The following is an 18,104-nucleotide window of genomic DNA, read 5'->3' as shown; positions in this document are numbered from 1 at the left end:
GATCAGCACACGCTTGCCGTTCAAGCCCTTATAGTCATCTTCCGCCAAATACAGCTTTTGGACATGATCGGTTGTGATGGATTTTACTTCCACATGGATGGGGTTGCGCATATATGCTTTTACGCTTTTGCGCGCAACGATATAGCGGCGGCATCCCTGACGCGCCATCTCATAACAAAGCGGAATTCCCTTGGTTTCCGCTGTAACCACTACATCATGCTCCGGGCATTTGGCCAAAAGCGCTTCAGCCGTCTTTTCCGTAATCTCCACATCTCCGAGCATCACAAAGCCTGCAATGTCCAAGTGTTCATCGATTGGACAAATCGGAAGGTCCCGTTCACAGCCTGCAATCGTCATATGGTAATACTTATTTTCACTCAAAATAATCAGCCTTTCTTCTACACGCTACAGCGTGTGATCCGTTCCAACTTTCAAAAGTGTCATCAGCCCGGAGGCCATGCCATCGAACGGCCTCCCAACAGATGAAAATGCATATGCATCACCGTCTGTCCGCCGTCTGCACCGACATTTGTCACCACGCGCCATCCCTTATCAAGATTTAAATCCTTGGCGAGCTTTGCTGCCGACCGCAAAGATGTGTGCTACAATTGTGCCATTTTCTTCTGTGATCTCCGCTGCCGATGCGATATGCTCCTTCGGAATCAACAAAATATGTATCGGGGCCTGGGGATCCAGGTGCGTAGAAAGCCAACACGCGGTCGTCTTCAAAGGCCTTTTTGCTGGGGATTTCACCCGCCGCAATTTTACAAAAAACGCAGTCCAACCGTATTTCCTCCTTTCGTCGCTCCTACCCTGCCAACAGGGCCATGATGAAGTGCCATTCATACACTCTTTTTCACGATTACTTTCTGACAAAGATTATACCATACAGAAGGGAATTCCCGCAAGATTACTGCATCATTGCATCTACGATGCCTTCTGCTGCGGCCAGGGCCTCATCCAACTTTGTGAGATCTTTTGGCGCCTGCCATAGCAAATTCTGCTTTACCGCCGCCGTTTCCTCCGGCAACTTTGGCGACCTCACGCACAATTTTTCCAGCATTGAGGCCCTTTTGCTGGGCATCCTTTCCCACTGTGACAGCAATATTGGCCTTTCCATCCTGCGTGGCTGCCAAAACAGCCACCACATTCGGTGCGCTGTCGCGAATCTTATCGCACATAGTGCGCAGTGCATTGGCCGGAGTTGCCGAAAACAGCGCCGTGATCACACGAACCCCATTGATCTCCTTTGCACCCTCAAATAGGCCGTTAATACGCATATCGGCCATTTTTGCATTCAGCGATTCGATTGTGCGATCTTTCTCTTTCAGCTCAGCGGCCATCTGTTCCGCCCGCTGTGCCAAGCCGGAAGTAGATGTCACTTTTAAAGCGGAGGCAACTGCACCGAGTTGGGCCAACGTCTCGTCTAAATAACGCAGGGCGTTCAGGCCCGTAACCGCTTCAATACGGCGCACCCCTGCAGCGACAGAACTTTCAGAAAGGATCTTGAACAAACCAATTCGCCCCGTATTATCCACATGCGTACCGCCGCAGAATTCCTTTGAGAAATCCCCCACAGAGACAACGCGAACAATGGAACCGTATTTCTCGCCAAACAAAGCCATTGCCCCCAACTTCTTGGCCTCCTCAATCGGCATTTCGCGGCATTCGACCGGCGTGCCACTGAGGATTACTCCATTGACGATGGTCTCAACACGGTGAAGCTCTTCCGGCGTCAATGCGGAGAAATGTGTAAAATCAAAGCGCACATACTTCTCATCAACCAACTGGCCTGCCTGTTCTACATGATCGCCCAGCACCATACGAAGTGCCGCCTGCAACAGATGTGCCGCCGTATGATTACGCATAATCGCGCGGTGGTTCTTCCGGATCGCCTTCTGTCTGAACCCGATCCCCGACAGAAATTGTGCCGCATTGATGATTCCATGATGAATGAAGTTCTTTGCATGATTCTTCGTCGTATTGTCGATTGCAATCAGTGCATCGGCTGAAGAAATAGGACCTACATCGCCCACCTGGCCGCCGCTCTCTGCGTAGAAAGTGGTTTTGTCCAGCACCAAGGCAATCTCATCGCCTGCGGTCGCATGATCGACACGTTCGCCATCCTTGAGAATCGCCAATACCGTTGCTTCGGTCTGGGATTTCTCATATCCCAAAAACTCTGTCGCAGGTATATCGGCCAAGACATCGTTCTCCCCTGCCCAGGCATCTGCACCCGCATTTTTCCGGGCGTTGCGCGCGCGCTCGCGCTGTTCCTGCATGAGCTGGTGGAAGCGCTCCTCATCCACGGTCATCCCCCGCTCTGCGACGATCTCCTTCGTGAGATCGAGCGGGAAACCCGTAAGTGTCGTTCAGCCGGAAAGCATCTTCACCGGACAGGCAAGCATTAAAGTCCTTATCAATCAAACTGTTCAGCATCTGCATTCCCTGATCGATGGTTTTGGCAAAGCTCTCCTCTTCCACATGGATCAACTTTGTAATCATCGCGCGCTTTTCATCGAGCTCTGGATATGCATTTTTATTTTCATCGATTACCGTATTGGCGACATCTGCCAGGAATGTATGATTGATTCCCAACAGGCGGCCATGGCGTGCCGCACGGCGAAGCAAACGGCGCAGTACATAGCCACGCCCTTCATTGGACGGCATAACCCCGTCGCCGATCATAAAGGTCGTGCTGCGAATATGGTCCGTGATTACGCGCAGAGAAACATCCTTCTTTTCGTCCTCGCCGTATGGAACTCCTGCAATACGGCAAATATGCTGCATGATATTCTGCACCGTATCCACCAGGAAGAGGTTATCCACTCCCTGCATAATGCAGGCCAAGCGCTCCAACCCCATGCCCGTATCAATATTCGGATGTTCCATCGGCGGGTAGTTTCCCTTTCCATCGCTGTCAAACTGGGAAAAAACCACATTCCAGAATTCGACATAGCGGTCGCATTCGCATCCAACGCCGCATCCTGGCTTCCCACAGCCATACTTTTCGCCGCGGTCAAAATAGATCTCCGAACAAGGTCCGCAGGGGCCGGAACCATGCTCCCAGAAATTATCCTCTTTCCCCATTCGTACAATGCGCTCCGGTGCGACGCCAACCTCTTTTTGTCCAGATGTCAAACGCTTCATCGTCGTCCTGATAAATTGTGACCCAGAGCTTGTCCACTGGCAATTCCAACACCTTGGTGCAGAACTCCCACGCCCAAGCCGTCGCCTCGTGTTTAAAATAGTCGCCAAATGAGAAATTGCCCAACATCTCAAAAAAGGTGCCGTGGCGCGCTGTAATTCCAACCCGCTCGATGTCCGGGGTGCGAATGCACTTCTGGCATGTCGTAACACGCTTACTTGGCGGCGTCACCTCGCCGGTGAAATACTTTTTCATCGGGGCCATACCGGAATTGATTAAAAGCAGGCTGTTGTCATCCTTCGGAATCAGCGAAAAGCTTGGAAGGCGCGTATGGCCTTTGCTCTCAAAAAAGGATAAAAATTTTTCGCGCAATTCATTAAGTCCTGTCCACTGCATGTTCGAAACTCCCATCTTCAACAAAAAAATAGAGCTTTCCCGTCCACATGGGACGGGAAAACCCGTGGTACCACCCAAATTGCGCCTTACGGCGCCGCTCAACTCCCTTAACGCGGGATACGCCGCAACTCATCGCTGCGGGGCTTAGGGTTGGCTCGCCATTTGCCGCCCTCGGCAGGTTTCTTTCAGCCCGATTTTTCCGGAAAACCCTCTCTTTTGCCGCACAGACAAAGGCATCGACCCTTCATCGCCTTTGTATTCAGTTACAGAATGATTATAAACTTCCACTGCCGGAATGTCAAGAACAGCGCATACGAAAAGGCTCGTTCATTCCAAACTCACTTTACTCGACGGGCAGTGCATCGGCGATTTCCTGAAAAACCGGACCACAGGTTGCGCCGCCGCCGGTTCCGTCCTCGCCCATTACCGTAATGACATAGCGCGGTTCCTCCTCTGGGTAATATCCTGCTACCCAGGAGATAACCTTTTCCACGCCGTCTACATATTTTCCGGTCTGTGCCGTCGCGGTCTTTGCCCCAGCGCCGCCGGAAGCGGGTTTGAACCGCTTGCTGGTGCCTTCTTCGATCGACTGTACCATAAATGTTCGCAGCAGAGAGGCCGTGTGTTCCGTCATCACGCGGCGTGTTGCGGGCGTCTGTGCTTGATCGAGATACTGCAAATTTTCATTGACAAAGCCTTCGTAGATCGTTGGAGCCGTATATTCTCCTCCGCTGGCAATCGCATTGACCATGCCTGCAATCTGTACGGGCGTTGCAGTCAAGGCCCCTTGCCCAAAAGAAAAGTTTGCCAACGCCTTTGGGATTTTCAAGCTTTCCAAGGTGGGAAGGTCTCCGGCCGCGGATGAAAACCCCGGTGCAATTTCTACGCTGCTTCCAAAGCCCAAATTTTGTGCCATCAATAGGAATTGTGCCTGGGGTACCTGTTGCATCACATGTACAAAATACGTATTGCAAGATTGGGCAATGGCCCGGCTCATATCCTCCTCGCCATGGCTCTCCCCATTATAACAATGGAAAATGTCGTCGGAAACCTGTATACCGCCTGTACAAGTATAACGGGTTTCCGGTGGAATTCCATATTCCAACGCGGATGCAGCGGAAACCAACTTAAACACGGAACCCACGCTGTACGCGGAAAGAGCGCGGTTTAGAAGGGGAGCATCCTCATCCTCCAATACCGATGCTACATCATTGGGATTGAAATCCGGCAGACTTACAATTGCACGAATTTTACACGACGGCACCTCGGTCACCACCACCGCCCCCTTTTTCAGGTGTTTTTTGGCAGCCTGCTCGGCGACCTTCTGAATCTCCTGATCCAGTGTGAGGACCACTCCCCGGCGGCTTAAAAATGAAGTATCATTGATCTTTTTTTCCTCTCCTGCCAGTACCCGGTTTGTCGCATCCACTTGATAGGTGACGCTGATTTCCCCTTGTCCCTGCGATAACGGTTGGTCAAAGAGTTTTTCAATTCCTGAGACTCCCTTTCCTGCACCATCCAGATAACCAAGAATATGGACGGCAGATTGTTCATCCGCATACCGTTTCTCCACGGGAAATACATCCGCCCCCTCCGCGGTAAAGGACTCTTTTACCCGGAGGGCAAATGGTTTTCCCGCTGTTAACGACGGATACACGTCCGCCATCTCCTTCTGGCTAAGTATATTGCTTAGGGCTGCTGCATCCTCAATGGTTGGTACAATCGCTGCTGCATATTCCTTCTGCTGTCCTGTAAAGCTGCGCAACTTACAGTCATAGATGGTCCCACGTGTATGGGCGACTTCTAAACGGTAACTTCTCTGCTGATCCGCAGTCTGTGCAAGAGTTGTTCCATTCGCCACCGTGAAGACGCTCAACACGGCCACCAGCATTCCCAACATCAGAAGCAGAAAGAAGGCAATTGTACGTCTGCCAATGCGTTCCATATTGGTCTCCTTTCACACAAAATAAAAACGTCCTCCTGTCAGTATGACCTGACAAGAGGACGTTTAAACCGCTATGCCTTTTCAAATCGGTATGTCCCGGAAAGGATTTTAGAATGGTCTCGAATCAATGGCACAATCGTCCTACTGGAGAGATACAACAGCAGGAACGCATAGACAAATGCAGCAAACTGTGAAGGGATCTCCAGCTTCAACCCTGTAAGGGACACCAAAGCGGCTAAAACTTCCTTCATGATGTTCTCCGTCCCACACAGAATTAACGTATTGCGGCCAATCTCCGTAAAGGCTTTCACATGAGCGAGCAATTTTGAGCCGATAAAATTTAGAAACAGAAAGGCGAGAGCCAGCCCCGCCGAATAAAATACACGAATTGCTTTTGGCAGCTGAAAGGGCAGGGCATCGATCGGAAACGAAGGTCCTTTGAAATAGACGACACATGCTACAAATGTACATACTAGGGCTGCCCCCCAAAAAAGCACCTTTGCCCAGAGTTTTAGCCCATGAAAATGAAACTCCTTTAAATAGGGGAAAAGGACCGCCCCCAAAGCATAGTAGAGAATATAGCACATCGCGCTGTCGATTCCAAAAAACATGCGCGGCTCTCCTACCGGACGATAGGGAATTCCTATTTCCGTTGCGATGTAAAAGCCGAGGCTCACCAATACCACCAGCCAATCTTTCCGCAGGAACTTCTTCAGAGCATAATGGCCAATGGAAATGACGAACAGGCAAGGAAGAAACCAAAGGGCGGCTGCAACTGTTTTTGTTCGTACGCCCATAAACATCGCCAAAATCAAATCAACAAACTCGGTAAAAGAGCATCCCCAGGTGAGCACATCCACCACCAGATTAATCGCGCTGAAAGCAAAATACGGCAACACAATGGTACAAAGTTTCTTCTTTAAAAAAGGCCAAAACGATTGCTGCTCTGCACGCGGCGCAAAAAAGCCCGACGCCAAAAAGAATAAAGCCACACAATATTGAAAGGTGAACGGATAGAGAGTCCCCGCTGCCGTTCCCATATGTCCTACGTAGATGGACGAAATGCCGAGAAATTTCAGCGCATCCACCCAATCATATCGGGCCTTTTGTGGTGAAGTGGTCTGTACAGCTTCCAAATGGACTTCCCCCTTTTTTAGGAATCCTTCGGGCGGCGATGACGCAAAATCGCCCCCCGCTTCAACGGACGATCCGTCTTTAAAAGTACCGTCATCGTCGCATGCGGCGCCGCCTCGATGGGCTGACCATCCTGGTCGAACAATTCCTCTAGCGGCAGATCAAACGGCTTCTCTCCAATTTCCAATACATCCGCCACCTCTCCGCGGAAAAAGCGGTTTCTCTGCGATAAAATAGCGATTCCGTCATGATAATCCTCACAGACGGCGATCTCTTCGTAGTTGCGGACATATCCCCCCTGGACTGTTTCCTGCCCCGGCTCTCCGCCTAGATAAAAGCCCGTACTGTATGGCCGGTGGCTAATCTTTTCCAATTCTTCGACAATCCATGGGGAAACCGAGCAATCGGGATGTTGAGCCAGCTCATCCAAAGCCCAACGATAAGCGTTTGTGGTCACCGCTACATAATATGCCGACTTCGCCCGTCCCTCAATTTTCAAACTGGTGACCCCTGCCCGGAGAAGCTCCGGAAGGTGGCGTACCATACACATGTCCTTGGAATTCAGGATATAGGAACCCTCTCCATCCTGATAGATTGGCATGTATTGACCGGGACGTTTCTCTTCCACCAACGCATATTTCCAACGGCACGGTTGTGCACAAGCTCCCCGGTTGGCATCCCGCCCTGCCATATAATTGGATAAGCAGACACCGCCCCGAAAAAGACATACACATCGCCCCGTGTACAAAGGCTTCAATTTCTAAATCCTTGGGCGTCTTTGCCCGGATCTCTGCGATTTCTTCTAGCGTTGTTTCGCGCGCCAATACCACACGCTTGGCACCCAACTGATAAAAAGCATTTGCCGCAGCATAATTCGCAATCCCCGCCTGGGTAGAAACATGTAATTCTACCTTGGGCGCATAGCGTTTTGCAAGGTCCATCGCGCCGAGGTCGGTTACAATCAACGCATCTACCCCTACATTTTGTACAAATGCAAGATAGTCGGGCAACAGATCGATCTCCTGATTGCGCGGTACGGTATTACAGGTCAAATATACCCGTACACCCCGTGCATGTGCCAAAGCGACAGCCTCCTGCAATTGTTCGCGGGTAAAATTGGATGGAGCCGTGCGCATACCAAACATCTGTCCCGCCAGATACACGGCATCCGCCCCAAAGTCCAGCGCTGCTTGCAGACGTTCCATATCGCCGGCGGGCGCCAAAAGCTCCGCCGGTTCTCTTTCATGTCATTCATCGCAACCCCGCCTTCTGTAGATTCTGCTGATGCTGTTCCAAGGTCTTTGCGTAATAGGCATTGCGGTCTGCGTCGTGACAGAAATAATAGTAATCCGTGTCTTTCGGATGCAAAGCCGCATCAATCGCCTTCGCGCCAGGGTTGCAGATCGGGCCGGTAGGCAGGCCTTCGATTTCATACGTGTTGTACTTGCTGGAATACGTTTCCCGAATGTCCTCTGGAATCGCACTCTTCGTACGGTACGGATAGTACATGGTGGGGATCGGATTGGAGGCGCAAAAGCCCATTTAATCCATCGCTGTTCAAGCGGTTGTGGAATACGGAGGAGATCATATACATGTCCTCTTCATCCGCTGCCTCCGCCTGAATCATAGAGGCCAATGTCATCACTTGATCGATCGTCATCCCACTGGCTGCGATTTCTTCCCGAATTTCTTCTGTGAGCTTCCGGTCACAGTTGTTGACCAATTTGGAAATAGCATCCTCCGGGGCCTCGTCCTTGAAAAAGTCATACGTATCCGGGAATAGATACCCTTCCATATGATAGTACCGGTCACCGGTCAGCTGTTTCAGGAAATCATACTTTTTCATCCAAAGCTGTAGAATTGATATAGTTCAGCGCATCCTCCTGAGAGCAAACGCCGTTTTCTTCCAAAAGCTGCGCAACCTCAAGAGCGTTCACTCCCTCTGGGAACGTGATCTTCACAATATCCACACGGTTGGCATTCGACTGCAAATTGTTGATAATCGCTTCATAATCCATGCTGGTATTCAGCTTATAAGTACCGTTGTTATAGTGGCCGTCCGACTTTGTTAGCTTGGAATAGAGCTTGAAAAAGTCCGCCCGCTGAATGACTCCTTGCTCTTGGAGCACCTCCGCAATCTGATCCGTTGTTGCCCCCTTAGGGATCTCGACGGTCACATTGACCTTATCACGGCCGATGGCCAACATATCATTGATACCGGCCACTGCGTACTGTGCCAGTGCAATGCCGATAAACAGAACCATCATCAGCCAGACCAAGCGGAAAAACAGTTTATTTCTTCCACGCTTTTGCTTATTGCGCTGTTTATGTGCTTGTGTCGCCCGTTTTGCTGCATTGCGCTCTGCTGTACGAACGTCCGGTGCCCGGCGCTTTTTTTGGGGATCACTATAGCTATTTAAAACCGACGGTTCTCTGCCCCGGGATTCTTGTCCTTCCGAAAAAGAGTCCTCGGGAATCTGCACCCGGAAGTTCTCTACCTTTTTCCGGCGCAGTTCTTCGTTGCGCTTATCGTCGTTCATGGCGTATCCTCCTGCCTCGCAATTCTGCGGACATATTTCTCTGTAATCAAAATATCCACAGGCCTGTCGTAATACCCATGGGGCAGATTCCACTGGATGCACCCCAGGTAACACACGCCAACTGTGATACCGCGGAACTGTGCAAGATAGCGGTCGTAATAGCCCTTCCCATATCCCAAGCGATACCCTTGCGCATCAAAACTGAGTCCTGGCACAATACAAAGCGCACGTCCATACGAATCTCCCACATGTTCGCACTTGTCCACAATGGGCTCCAATACGCCAAATGTACCCTTCTCCAGATCGCTCAAGGAGGTAATGTAATAGAATTCCATATCAAAGGTATCTGGTACACAACGCGGCACAGCCACTTTCTTGTGATTGGCAAGCGCGGCATTGATGATCGCCAAAGTGTCGACCTCGATGGGCTTACTCACATAGATGAAAATCGTATCTGCCCGCGTGTACTCCTCTAATGTCAAAAGCCGGCATTGAATCGAAGCATCCAGACGAATTTTTTGCTCCACATTCATTTTTTCCCGGTAACGCCGGTAACGTGCGCGCAAGTTCTTTTTCAGTTCCTTGATGTTCTTGATATACATGCGACCGTCCTTTATAAGCAGGTCAATTTTGACACTGAATGGATTTTTTGATCGCAACGGATGCCTGCGATCCACAGAGCTCCGCCACAATGCGCAGAGCAAAGTCCATCCGCAACGCCTGCACCCTTTCCGGTAATTATACGCCCACTGACACAGACGGGCTGCGAAGAAAGGCTCGCCCCCTCCAATTCCTTTTCAAAACCGGGAAAACAGGTCGCTGTACAACCTTTCAGCGCCCCCATATGTCCCAGAATGGAGGGAGCCGCACAGATGGCCGCCACATACAGACTGTTGTCCAAGCAATACTGTACGGACGCTTTGACAATCGGAGACTTTTCTAAGTTCAGTGTTCCCGGCATACCGCCCGGAAGCACAACCAACTCCATATCATCGGTGGTGACTTCCTTTTCTTCGATGTCCGCAGTCACCGGAATTCCATGACGAACCCGTGACAGTCTTACCGCCTACTCCTACAGTCTTTACATTCAGCTCCGCACGGCGAAGGATATCCACGGTTGCCAGCGCTTCAATCTCTTCAAACCCATTTGCCAGAAAAACATAGATCATTTTATAACGCCCCTTTCATCAGCGATTGATTTTAATCTTTCCCAAGGCCAAGATATGGCTTTTTTTCTCCAACTTGCAATTGATCCATAGAAGCGCCGTCTAACGGCCGGAGCATTCCACAAAACACAGGTTCCGGCGCAGAAAGGGAGGAAAGCCCGGCCATCTCCAACAGTCCGCTTCCCTTGGGAAGCACGAATTCGATAATTAGAAGCCGGCATCTCCTGTAGCATTGCCCCGAACAATTTAGGCAAGTGCTCTGTCGTGCACATCAGCTCCGTCACCTCACAAAGCCCTTCTCCAGCATACCGACAGATCGCATATGCTGGCCCATGTGTACAAACCAATCTGCCACCATAGGCACGATTATCCTCTGATGCAAACCAAAACGCGCGGTCGTCCCAAAGGACTGCTCCCTCCCAATTCTGTAACAGGGTGTTGCGTATACGGTTTAATACCTCAGCCGGTAAATACTTCCGCCCCTCCACCTCGGCGGCTTGTTCACGCAGCTGTTCAGCGCGGAGTAAATACTCATCCCGCTCAAAAAACGTCTGATAACCGGACTTCGCATAATACGCATAAAGAGAGGGATTCGCCGGCAGGATTGCTGAAAACTGCTCTTCCCTCTGGGCGCCCACCAAGGCGGCATAAGCCAACAGCGCACTCATATATCCGTGGGAACGGTGTTCCGGCGCAGTCGCACAGGCAAAGACATAATGAATACGCACGGCCTTTCCGCCACAAACCATGCTCGCTGGCAACAGGTGTAACATAGCTGCCGGTTGGCCGCCGACGCGATAAATCAAGCAATTTTCTGGACAAAATGCATTGTTAAAAAAGAAGTTGGCATATCGCCTTTCTTCTTCAAAACACACCTGCCACAGCTTTGCCAATACCGGGCGGTCCTCCCAATTTGCAAAACCGATCACCGCCGCACCGCCTTCCACTTAGTTCTTTTGTTCCAATTCCGTGATTTCTTCTGTTTCTGAACGCAAGGTCGCAGAATATTTCTCAAGAAGGTATAGCCGGATTATAGGAGAGCTTTGCCTTGCGTAAGCCCTCAATTCCCAAATCCTCTTCCCGATTGATATAACGATAGTTCTCCAGATTTTTTGCCGCATATTCGTGATTGATGGCTGCATACAGCCCTTCGTATCCATTCAGCGCCTTTTCAAAATGGAGAAGATAAACCTCCGGATTGATTTCCTCCCCCACGGTGAAGGCCACTGGTTTCCCATCGACGCGCAACAGCCCGCCGGAAAGCGCCAGCTCCTCAAAAGAACGAAAAGCCATATTGATCGCACAATTTTCGTTGTCCGTACCATCCTCTTTGCCACAGCCACCATTTTGTACGCACCACTCGTGGGCAATCGCTTTACAGTCGGCGTAATTTTGCGGTGTAATATCCTCATAGGACCAATTATAAGAACGTTGGAACCGTGCCAAATGGTTTCGCTTTCCATGATACTTCCGTCCGGAAAGGTGGATCAACGCCTGCGAATCATAAATATAATCCGAGGCGTCCCGATCCAGCTGAAAGCGGAACATCCCTGGCATCGTTTGTTCCAGCTGTTCTGTCTCCTGTTTGGTCAATCCCCATAGGCGAAATTTACAACCGTAATCTTTCGCATCTGCGAGCACAAGTTCCACTTTGCTGCGCAAGTCCCCCGGGCCCAATGGAATCTGATAAGTCCGGTTATCCGGTAGACCAGAACAACGCAAGATTAGTCCATCGTGCTGGCAAACCCGTGTGCCATATGCGCAAGACCAAAGATACAGCGTACCAAAGGCGAACTCGCTCCCCATCCCACCGGATGCGGATAGCGCCGGTTGCATCCATTCGCGATCTGAAACTTCTGGAATTTTCCAATTAAACATATAAATGAATCTCTCCTGCCAATTCTTTTATCAATTCCCTGTGAATCTGTTCCATAGGTTTAGCATTGTCGCCCTCTGCGCAATTTATAACCAGCCAACCGAGCATTTTTGCCGCGTATGCCGCGGCCTCCCTGCACGCAAGCAGATAAGCGGTATTTCTCTCATGAATGTCCTTCTTTCGCTCGTCGCCATGGTAACGGGCACTTAGAAGCTTTTGACTCACAGGTGGGGGCATATCCAAATAAATCGTGCAATCCGGTCTGGGAAGACCCATTTTACTGTATTCATAATCCTGCACCCATTCGATAAAGGTATTCCATTCGCTCCGGGGAAGTTTGGACATCTGAAACACAATATTGGAAGTGGCATACCGGTCTGCAACAATAACCGTCCCCTTTTGGTAGTCCTCTTTCCAGAACTGTACATAACTTGCAAAACGATCTACAGCGTAAAACGACGAAGCTGCATAGGCGGACACATCATCCGGATTCTCACCGAATTTGCCATCCAGATACATCTTAGCCAGCACGGACGAGGGCTGTGCATAATCTGGAAACGATATTTTCCGTACATGCGCCCCCTGCCTGTTCAATTCCCGGCACAACAGTTCGGCCTGCGTCGCCTTTCCACTGCCGTCCAGCCCCTCCAGGGTAATTAATTTCCCACTCATACTGGTTTCTCCACACGGAAAAAAGCACGCACCTCTGCCGCTTTTCCACAGGACATTTTCCCCTCCGGACATGCGCCGCGCAGGCAACCTGGACCTGCATTTGCAAAGAGATGCGGCGCAACCTCACGCACTAAGAACAACATTTGGGTTGCAATATCCCGAATCTCCCACTGGGCGCGATTGCAACAACGAAGCGCAAAGAAATTTTGTAACGAACGTGCATTAAACGTACAGACCATTTTGGTTTCGCAAGCATTGGGCAATACAAAACGCGCATCTTCAATCGCGCGCTTCTCCGCAGTACGAACTGCTTCTTTTTCGCTCTTTCCCTCTTCCAACAAAGTCTTTTGATGTTTTTCTTTTAAAAGAGCGGTTAAACGTTCATAATGCCGGCGGTCTTCCTCCATGGCTGCCAAAAATTCCGCTTTTGCCTCCGGAATTGCCTCGATCTCCGGTGGCACGACATAAGCAAAATCACTTTCCGCTACATAGCGTTGGCTTTGTACGCTGAACGACGCAATGCGGTGGCGCGTGATCTGCGCCAACAGCGAGCGTGAAACACCTTCAATTCCAAAAGTGAACGAAGCGTGCTCAATCGGACTTTCGTGGCCAATATCTGCCAGCATCTGTACAAAGAAGCTGTCTTTTCTTCCGTTAACCCCTCGCCGATTTCGTCAATCGCAGAAGGCGAATAGCAAAGCTTGGCTGCCATGGCAACCGTTTTCTCCGGCTGGGGAGTATACGTCAGAAGGGTAACTCTCGCCATAAGTACTCCATTCCCCGCCGGTTTCCAGGTGCGGGAAGTAGCCGGCGGCATCTACATCCCGTTCTCATACGGTGGATTTTTTCCTCCCGTTTTTCGGCAATAATCGATTGTATTATAACAAATTCTTCCTTTTGATTCAAGTAGACAGGCCGCCCCCCTGTTCTACGCAAGGGGGAGCCTCGCTTTCCTCCCATGGACTTCTTGAAAATATTGCTGCTGTATAGTAAGATAAAGATGGTAAAAACTTGCTCTGCGGGAAAGAAATGGGTGTTTATGAATTGCCCAAAGAGAAAAGGATATGCACACCAGTTATCTATGGGACAATCTCCCATTGATCTTACAAAATGCCGAAAAAGAGATTCTTACTGTTTCAAGAATTCCAGCACGATGGCTTCTGATAAGGCATCCTTACTTTATGTAAATAGGATTGATCGGCCGTAAGGCGATTATGAGATCCCTGACCGATTCTTTGTATCCCAATAAAACAATCTCTCGGGGGAAATCCTCTTTTTATAAATTCCAATAATTTCAAAAAATTTCTTGACGCAAGATTCTTGCGATACGTTCATAAGTCCTTACACATATCCGCTTTCAATTGTTCGAAAGGTTATAGAGAAAATGACGTTTTTCTTTGGAGGGGATCACAATGAAATTTACGATGCCACGCCAGGAAACCGTTCAGAAGATTTTTAAAGAATATGCGCTTATCACAGCCAGTACCCTACTGATGGCAGTGGGAATCTATTTTTTTAAGTTTCCAAATAACTTTACCTTCGGAGGCGTGACCGGCTTGGCTGTTGTCGTCAGTCAGGTGATGCCCATCTCTCCCAGTACTGTCAACTTTATTGTTAACCTTTTGTTGCTGATTTTAGGATTTCTTTTTTTGGGAAAGGGCTTTGGTGTACGCACGGTTTATTCCAGTATGTTGCTGTCAGTAGCGCTCTCCGGAATGGAATATTTCTGGCCCTTGGACAAGCCTCTGACCGACGATCCCATGCTGGAATTGGTCTTTGCGATTGTCCTCCCCGGCCTTGGTTCTGCCATCCTGTTCAACATTGGCGCGTCGAGCGGCGGCACCGATGTTGTTGCGATGATCTTAAAGAAATATACGAGTGTCAATATTGGCAATGCGCTCCTATTGAGCGATCTGTTGATCACGCTATCCGCGTTCTTTATCTTTGATATAAAGACTTTTCTGTTCTCAATGCTGGGGCTATTTACCAAATCGCTGGTGATCGACAACGTCATCGAAAGCATCAACCTTTGTAAATACTTCAATGTTGTATGTAGTACCCCGGAGCCAATCTGCGATTTTATCGTGCATAAATTGGGTCGCAGTGCCACTGTTTGCGAAGCAGAAGGCGCCTTTTCCCACGATAAAAAGTACATTGTATTTACCGTACTCAAGCGATACCAGGCTGTACAGCTCCGGCAATACATCCGGCAGGTAGAGCCAGGTGCATTTATCCTGATTTCCAATACGAGCGAAATCATCGGTAAAGGTTTCCATAGCGTATAGTAATGATCTAAACAATCTCTGTAAAACCATTCAAAATAATTTGCAAGAACCCCCGCTACAAATCCCAATGGGACGTAGCGGGGGTTCTGTTATTAACGCCATATACTTTTAACTGTGTAAAATGAGTCCTATTTATGCTTGTGCATATCCCAAAGTACCCATATTCCCATAAGGAGTGCCGCAATAAAACCTAACATCCCCACCAATGGGATTCCCAAAAGCTTTGGCTGCATTCCGGTGGTACAAAGCAAACAGGACCCCAGCAACATAGCAGCGCATAGGATACATTTTACCAGCCGGTTGACCATGCGATCCAAAGAGGCCAACGGCTGTTCGGAACCAATCACTTCTAAGTTGACTTTTGCTTGACCTTTTAAAGCCATTCGAAGCAGGTCAGACATCTGTGCGGGAATACGGATTCCCTTTTGGCTGGATTCATACAAGTTTCTGAAACGGCCTTTTTGCTCTTCTATCCAATCAAAATCTTTGCGGATTTCTGCCGACATCCGATTTGCCAAAATTTCCAAAAGATTGATCTTTGGGCTGACAACCGCAAGAACCCCCTCTAAAGTGAGCACGCCTCGGCTCAGCATAGAGATCCCTTTCGGCACGGATATGCGATGTTCCCGTGCAAGGCCGACCAATTCCTCGATGATCTGTCCAAGATCCATACTCCCCAAATCCAGCTTGGCATACTTTGCCAGAAAATCGTCGATGTCGCCATACAATCGCGCATGGTCAATACGCCCGGAATGCACGCCCATTGTCAGCACAATCTGCTTTAGATGTTCCACATCCCCGCTGACAATGGCCTTTACCCCGTCCCGAAGCAAGGAACGGTCGCGTATTGTGAGGCGGCCCATCATGCCTAAATCGATCCAGACGATTTTTCCCCGCGGATACGGATGTTTCCGGGATGCGGGTCTGCATGAAAAAAGCCGTCATCGATCACTTGCTTTACATAGTTGTCCGCCAGCTTTAAACCTACCTCTTCAAGGTCATACGCTTCCCGATGCAGTGTATCCACGTCGTCGATTTGGACCCCATCCACATATTCCATCACCAACACGCGGGTAGTCGTGTGCCGGTGATCAATTTCCGGACAATCCACAAATGCAGTATCCCGATTGCAGGCCCGAAATTCCTCTGCATTCTGCGCCTCCAACAGAAAATCCATCTCCTGTTGTGCAACCGTCCACATTTCGTCCAACACCATGTTCAGATCTACTACGTCGCCCACTTCTGTGAGATTCAGTAAACGTGCCGCACGATGCAGCAACGCCACATCTTCGGCCATCGTCTCGCGGATACCCGGACGTTGTACTTTTACAACTACCGGCCGGCCATCCCGTAATACCGCCATATGTGCCTGCGCAATCGACGCTGATCCAATTGGCTGCTCTTCAAAGGACAAAAAGATTTCCTCCATAGGCACCTTATATTCAGCCTCAACCACGTGGCGCACTTCTGCAAACGCCAATGGTTGAACGTCTGTGCGCAACTTTGCTAATTCCTCGCAATATTCGGCAGGAAGCATGTCATGCCGCATAGACATGATTTGTCCGAACTTGACAAAGGTAGGCCCCAAGTCCTCTACCGTCGCACGCAGTTTTTCCGGGGTAATTCCCTGGGTTAGCTTATGCCTTCCCAAAATGCGCAAGATTTCCCCCAGGCGCTTACCGTTCCCCGGGGAATTATTCAACGGCTTTGTCGTTTCCATCCCGTTCCTTCGCATCGAGCTCCTGCAACTTCTTGAGCAGTTGTGCTCTTTCTTCTCGACTCATCCGTTCTACATCTACACAGGGCGCGCTGCACCCTTGAGAGGACAACGGTTCACCCTGTTTGACCGGTTGCTTTTTCTCCTGTATCCTATGTTTCAACTCTTCGTTGAGGACTTTGCCCTGTTCTACGGTGAGTTCCCCTCTCTTCACCAGCTCTTTCAAAAGCTCCTCCGACTTTTCCGCAGTCACTGCAACGGCCCCTACTCCAGCCAACAAAAGGTTTTTCAGATCGTTTCCTAACTCCGCCAACATGGCAATTCCTCCTTTACATTTGGACACAGTTTTTATAGAAAGCATGCCCAGATTGATCTATTTTTTCCATCATAACATACTTTGCACAAAAAGAAAACCGGAAAGCAACTATCCCCATAAGGGGAAGGGCTTTCCGGTTTTATCATTCGATTTCGTAGTCAACACAGGCGCGGCCACAAGTAGATGCACGCACCGTTTCCGCCACTGCAAGATGCGCCGGATTCGATTGATATGCGTCCTGATCCGCCCTTGTCTGAAATGCGCAATACAGCGCAATATCATATTCCCCACCGTTGTAGTTGGCGCCGAATTCAATTTCAGTCAACCCCGGCACAACCCCCAGGAGTGCTTTGAAACGTTCTTGCAGCGAAGCGACCAAAGCTTCTGAACCATCTTGTTTGATTTCATCCTTGAGCTTCCACATGACAATATGCTTGACCATCGGTAGATCCTCCTTATAAATCAAAAATGTTTAACCCTGTTTCCGGGTCCAGCCTACGCCCCACATATCCCTCGATTTTTCGGATAAACAGTTCACAGGTAGCACTCACCACAGCTTCCGTGAGGTGGCCGCCAATCACCTTGCCATCGAGCCTCCCAAAGGTGGCGTGCAAATGCAGGTAAGGCTCCCCGTTCTTTTCGGTAATATTCCCCAGAAGGGATGTCAATTCCATCACCCCATCAAAGGTCTTTGCAATATATTCTTGTTCTTCCACTCGATAGACACCCACTGACACATGTTTAACTGCTCCAATCGCCGAAACAATTCCCAAAGAGATCGATTCCTTCCGGCAGAGCTCCTGTAAACATGTGAGTACCTCTTCGCCTTTTTGCAGGCGTACAACATATGTATCTCCAAAAATACTGTATTTCATTGGATCGCTTTTCCTTTCCAGCCCAAAACCTGTA

Annotated in this window: 18 protein-coding genes and 5 pseudogenes; 1 reads left to right on the top strand and 22 read right to left on the bottom strand. The window is 49.7% G+C overall.

The window, feature by feature from the left end; genetic code table 11:
* The 17 genes and pseudogenes from ACGCCZ_RS15780 to thyX form a co-directional block, all read right to left on the bottom strand.
* Positions 1-381, bottom strand: a pseudogene (locus ACGCCZ_RS15780) (adenine phosphoribosyltransferase); the annotation flags it as partial.
* A gap of 62 nt (positions 382-443) precedes the next feature.
* Positions 444-784 (bottom strand): annotated as a pseudogene (locus ACGCCZ_RS15775) (histidine triad nucleotide-binding protein).
* 126 nt (positions 785-910) lie between these two features.
* Positions 911-3,544, bottom strand: a pseudogene (gene alaS / locus ACGCCZ_RS15770) (alanine--tRNA ligase).
* Positions 3,545-3,887: 343 nt separating this feature from the next.
* Positions 3,888-5,489 carry a peptidoglycan D,D-transpeptidase FtsI family protein gene (locus ACGCCZ_RS15765; protein WP_242967240.1) on the bottom strand — a complete coding sequence of 534 codons (1,602 nt, stop codon included), beginning with the start codon at positions 5,487-5,489 and terminating at the stop codon, positions 3,888-3,890.
* A gap of 71 nt (positions 5,490-5,560) precedes the next feature.
* Positions 5,561-6,625: an acyltransferase family protein gene (locus ACGCCZ_RS15760; protein ID WP_158088940.1), complete on the bottom strand. Its 1,065-nt coding sequence runs from the start codon at positions 6,623-6,625 to the stop codon at positions 5,561-5,563.
* A 17-nt stretch (positions 6,626-6,642) separates the two neighbouring features.
* Positions 6,643-7,314, bottom strand: coding sequence for a peptidase U32 family protein (locus ACGCCZ_RS15755; RefSeq protein ID WP_411656507.1), 672 nt, complete (start codon positions 7,312-7,314; stop codon positions 6,643-6,645).
* A gap of 100 nt (positions 7,315-7,414) precedes the next feature.
* Positions 7,415-7,759, bottom strand: a pseudogene (locus ACGCCZ_RS15750) (peptidase U32 family protein); the annotation flags it as partial.
* A gap of 115 nt (positions 7,760-7,874) precedes the next feature.
* Entirely contained in the window at positions 7,875-8,132 is a 258-nt protein-coding gene (locus ACGCCZ_RS15745) for an endolytic transglycosylase MltG (protein WP_411656504.1), read from the bottom strand.
* On the bottom strand, positions 8,053-8,469 hold the full coding sequence (locus ACGCCZ_RS15740; protein WP_411656503.1) for an endolytic transglycosylase MltG: 417 nt from the start codon (positions 8,467-8,469) through the stop codon (positions 8,053-8,055). Before ACGCCZ_RS15740 ends, ACGCCZ_RS15745 begins: the two co-directional genes overlap by 80 nt.
* Positions 8,456-9,163: an endolytic transglycosylase MltG gene (locus tag ACGCCZ_RS15735; protein WP_411656502.1), complete on the bottom strand. Its 708-nt coding sequence runs from the start codon at positions 9,161-9,163 to the stop codon at positions 8,456-8,458. Before ACGCCZ_RS15735 ends, ACGCCZ_RS15740 begins: the two co-directional genes overlap by 14 nt.
* Entirely contained in the window at positions 9,160-9,765 is a 606-nt protein-coding gene (locus tag ACGCCZ_RS15730; protein ID WP_054324780.1) for a 5-formyltetrahydrofolate cyclo-ligase, read from the bottom strand. The genes ACGCCZ_RS15735 and ACGCCZ_RS15730 overlap by 4 nt, the downstream gene beginning before the upstream one ends.
* 11 nt (positions 9,766-9,776) lie before the next feature.
* Entirely contained in the window at positions 9,777-10,193 is a 417-nt protein-coding gene (locus tag ACGCCZ_RS15725) for a DJ-1/PfpI family protein (RefSeq protein WP_411656501.1), read from the bottom strand.
* On the bottom strand, positions 10,153-10,332 hold the full coding sequence (locus tag ACGCCZ_RS15720; protein WP_411656500.1) for a DJ-1/PfpI family protein: 180 nt from the start codon (positions 10,330-10,332) through the stop codon (positions 10,153-10,155). The genes ACGCCZ_RS15725 and ACGCCZ_RS15720 overlap by 41 nt, the downstream gene beginning before the upstream one ends.
* The gene (locus ACGCCZ_RS15715; protein ID WP_411656499.1) at positions 10,329-11,276 is read right to left on the bottom strand and encodes a GNAT family N-acetyltransferase; all 948 of its coding nucleotides are present in this window, start codon (positions 11,274-11,276) and stop codon (positions 10,329-10,331) included. Before ACGCCZ_RS15715 ends, ACGCCZ_RS15720 begins: the two co-directional genes overlap by 4 nt.
* Before the next feature lie 64 nt (positions 11,277-11,340).
* Positions 11,341-12,207, bottom strand: coding sequence for a DUF2156 domain-containing protein (locus ACGCCZ_RS15710; protein WP_411656498.1), 867 nt, complete (start codon positions 12,205-12,207; stop codon positions 11,341-11,343).
* Positions 12,200-12,877 carry a dTMP kinase gene (locus ACGCCZ_RS15705; RefSeq protein ID WP_085531816.1) on the bottom strand — a complete coding sequence of 226 codons (678 nt, stop codon included), beginning with the start codon at positions 12,875-12,877 and terminating at the stop codon, positions 12,200-12,202. The genes ACGCCZ_RS15710 and ACGCCZ_RS15705 overlap by 8 nt, the downstream gene beginning before the upstream one ends.
* Positions 12,874-13,643 (bottom strand): annotated as a pseudogene (gene thyX, locus ACGCCZ_RS15700) (FAD-dependent thymidylate synthase). The gene ACGCCZ_RS15705 and the pseudogene thyX overlap by 4 nt, the downstream one beginning before the upstream one ends.
* A gap of 646 nt (positions 13,644-14,289) precedes the next feature.
* Here thyX and ACGCCZ_RS15695 point away from each other — a divergent pair.
* Positions 14,290-15,162, top strand: a complete 873-nt coding sequence (locus ACGCCZ_RS15695; protein ID WP_242967239.1) for a YitT family protein — start codon at positions 14,290-14,292, stop codon at positions 15,160-15,162.
* Between the two features lie 128 nt (positions 15,163-15,290).
* Here the strand turns inward: ACGCCZ_RS15695 and ACGCCZ_RS15690 are convergent, their stop codons facing one another.
* The 5 genes from ACGCCZ_RS15690 to ACGCCZ_RS15670 all read right to left on the bottom strand — a co-directional run bounded on the left by ACGCCZ_RS15690 (position 15,291) and on the right by ACGCCZ_RS15670 (position 18,070).
* Positions 15,291-16,028, bottom strand: coding sequence for a hypothetical protein (locus ACGCCZ_RS15690; protein ID WP_411656497.1), 738 nt, complete (start codon positions 16,026-16,028; stop codon positions 15,291-15,293).
* Between the two features lie 2 nt (positions 16,029-16,030).
* A complete protein-coding gene (locus ACGCCZ_RS15685; protein ID WP_411656496.1) occupies positions 16,031-16,897 on the bottom strand; it encodes an ABC1 kinase family protein in 867 nt (288 codons plus the stop codon).
* A complete protein-coding gene (locus ACGCCZ_RS15680) occupies positions 16,857-17,195 on the bottom strand; it encodes a hypothetical protein (RefSeq protein ID WP_411656495.1) in 339 nt (112 codons plus the stop codon). The genes ACGCCZ_RS15685 and ACGCCZ_RS15680 overlap by 41 nt, the downstream gene beginning before the upstream one ends.
* A gap of 142 nt (positions 17,196-17,337) precedes the next feature.
* Entirely contained in the window at positions 17,338-17,637 is a 300-nt protein-coding gene (locus tag ACGCCZ_RS15675) for a Dabb family protein (RefSeq protein ID WP_054324777.1), read from the bottom strand.
* A gap of 13 nt (positions 17,638-17,650) precedes the next feature.
* Complete coding sequence (locus ACGCCZ_RS15670; RefSeq protein WP_054324791.1) at positions 17,651-18,070, bottom strand: PPC domain-containing DNA-binding protein; 420 nt, start codon at positions 18,068-18,070, stop codon at positions 17,651-17,653.
* Positions 18,071-18,104: the final 34 nt, after the last annotated feature.

This window comes from Anaeromassilibacillus sp. SJQ-1 (genome assembly GCF_046693725.1).
GTDB lineage: Bacteria > Bacillota > Clostridia > Oscillospirales > Acutalibacteraceae > Anaeromassilibacillus.
This window is presented reverse-complemented; position numbering and strand designations above follow the sequence as displayed.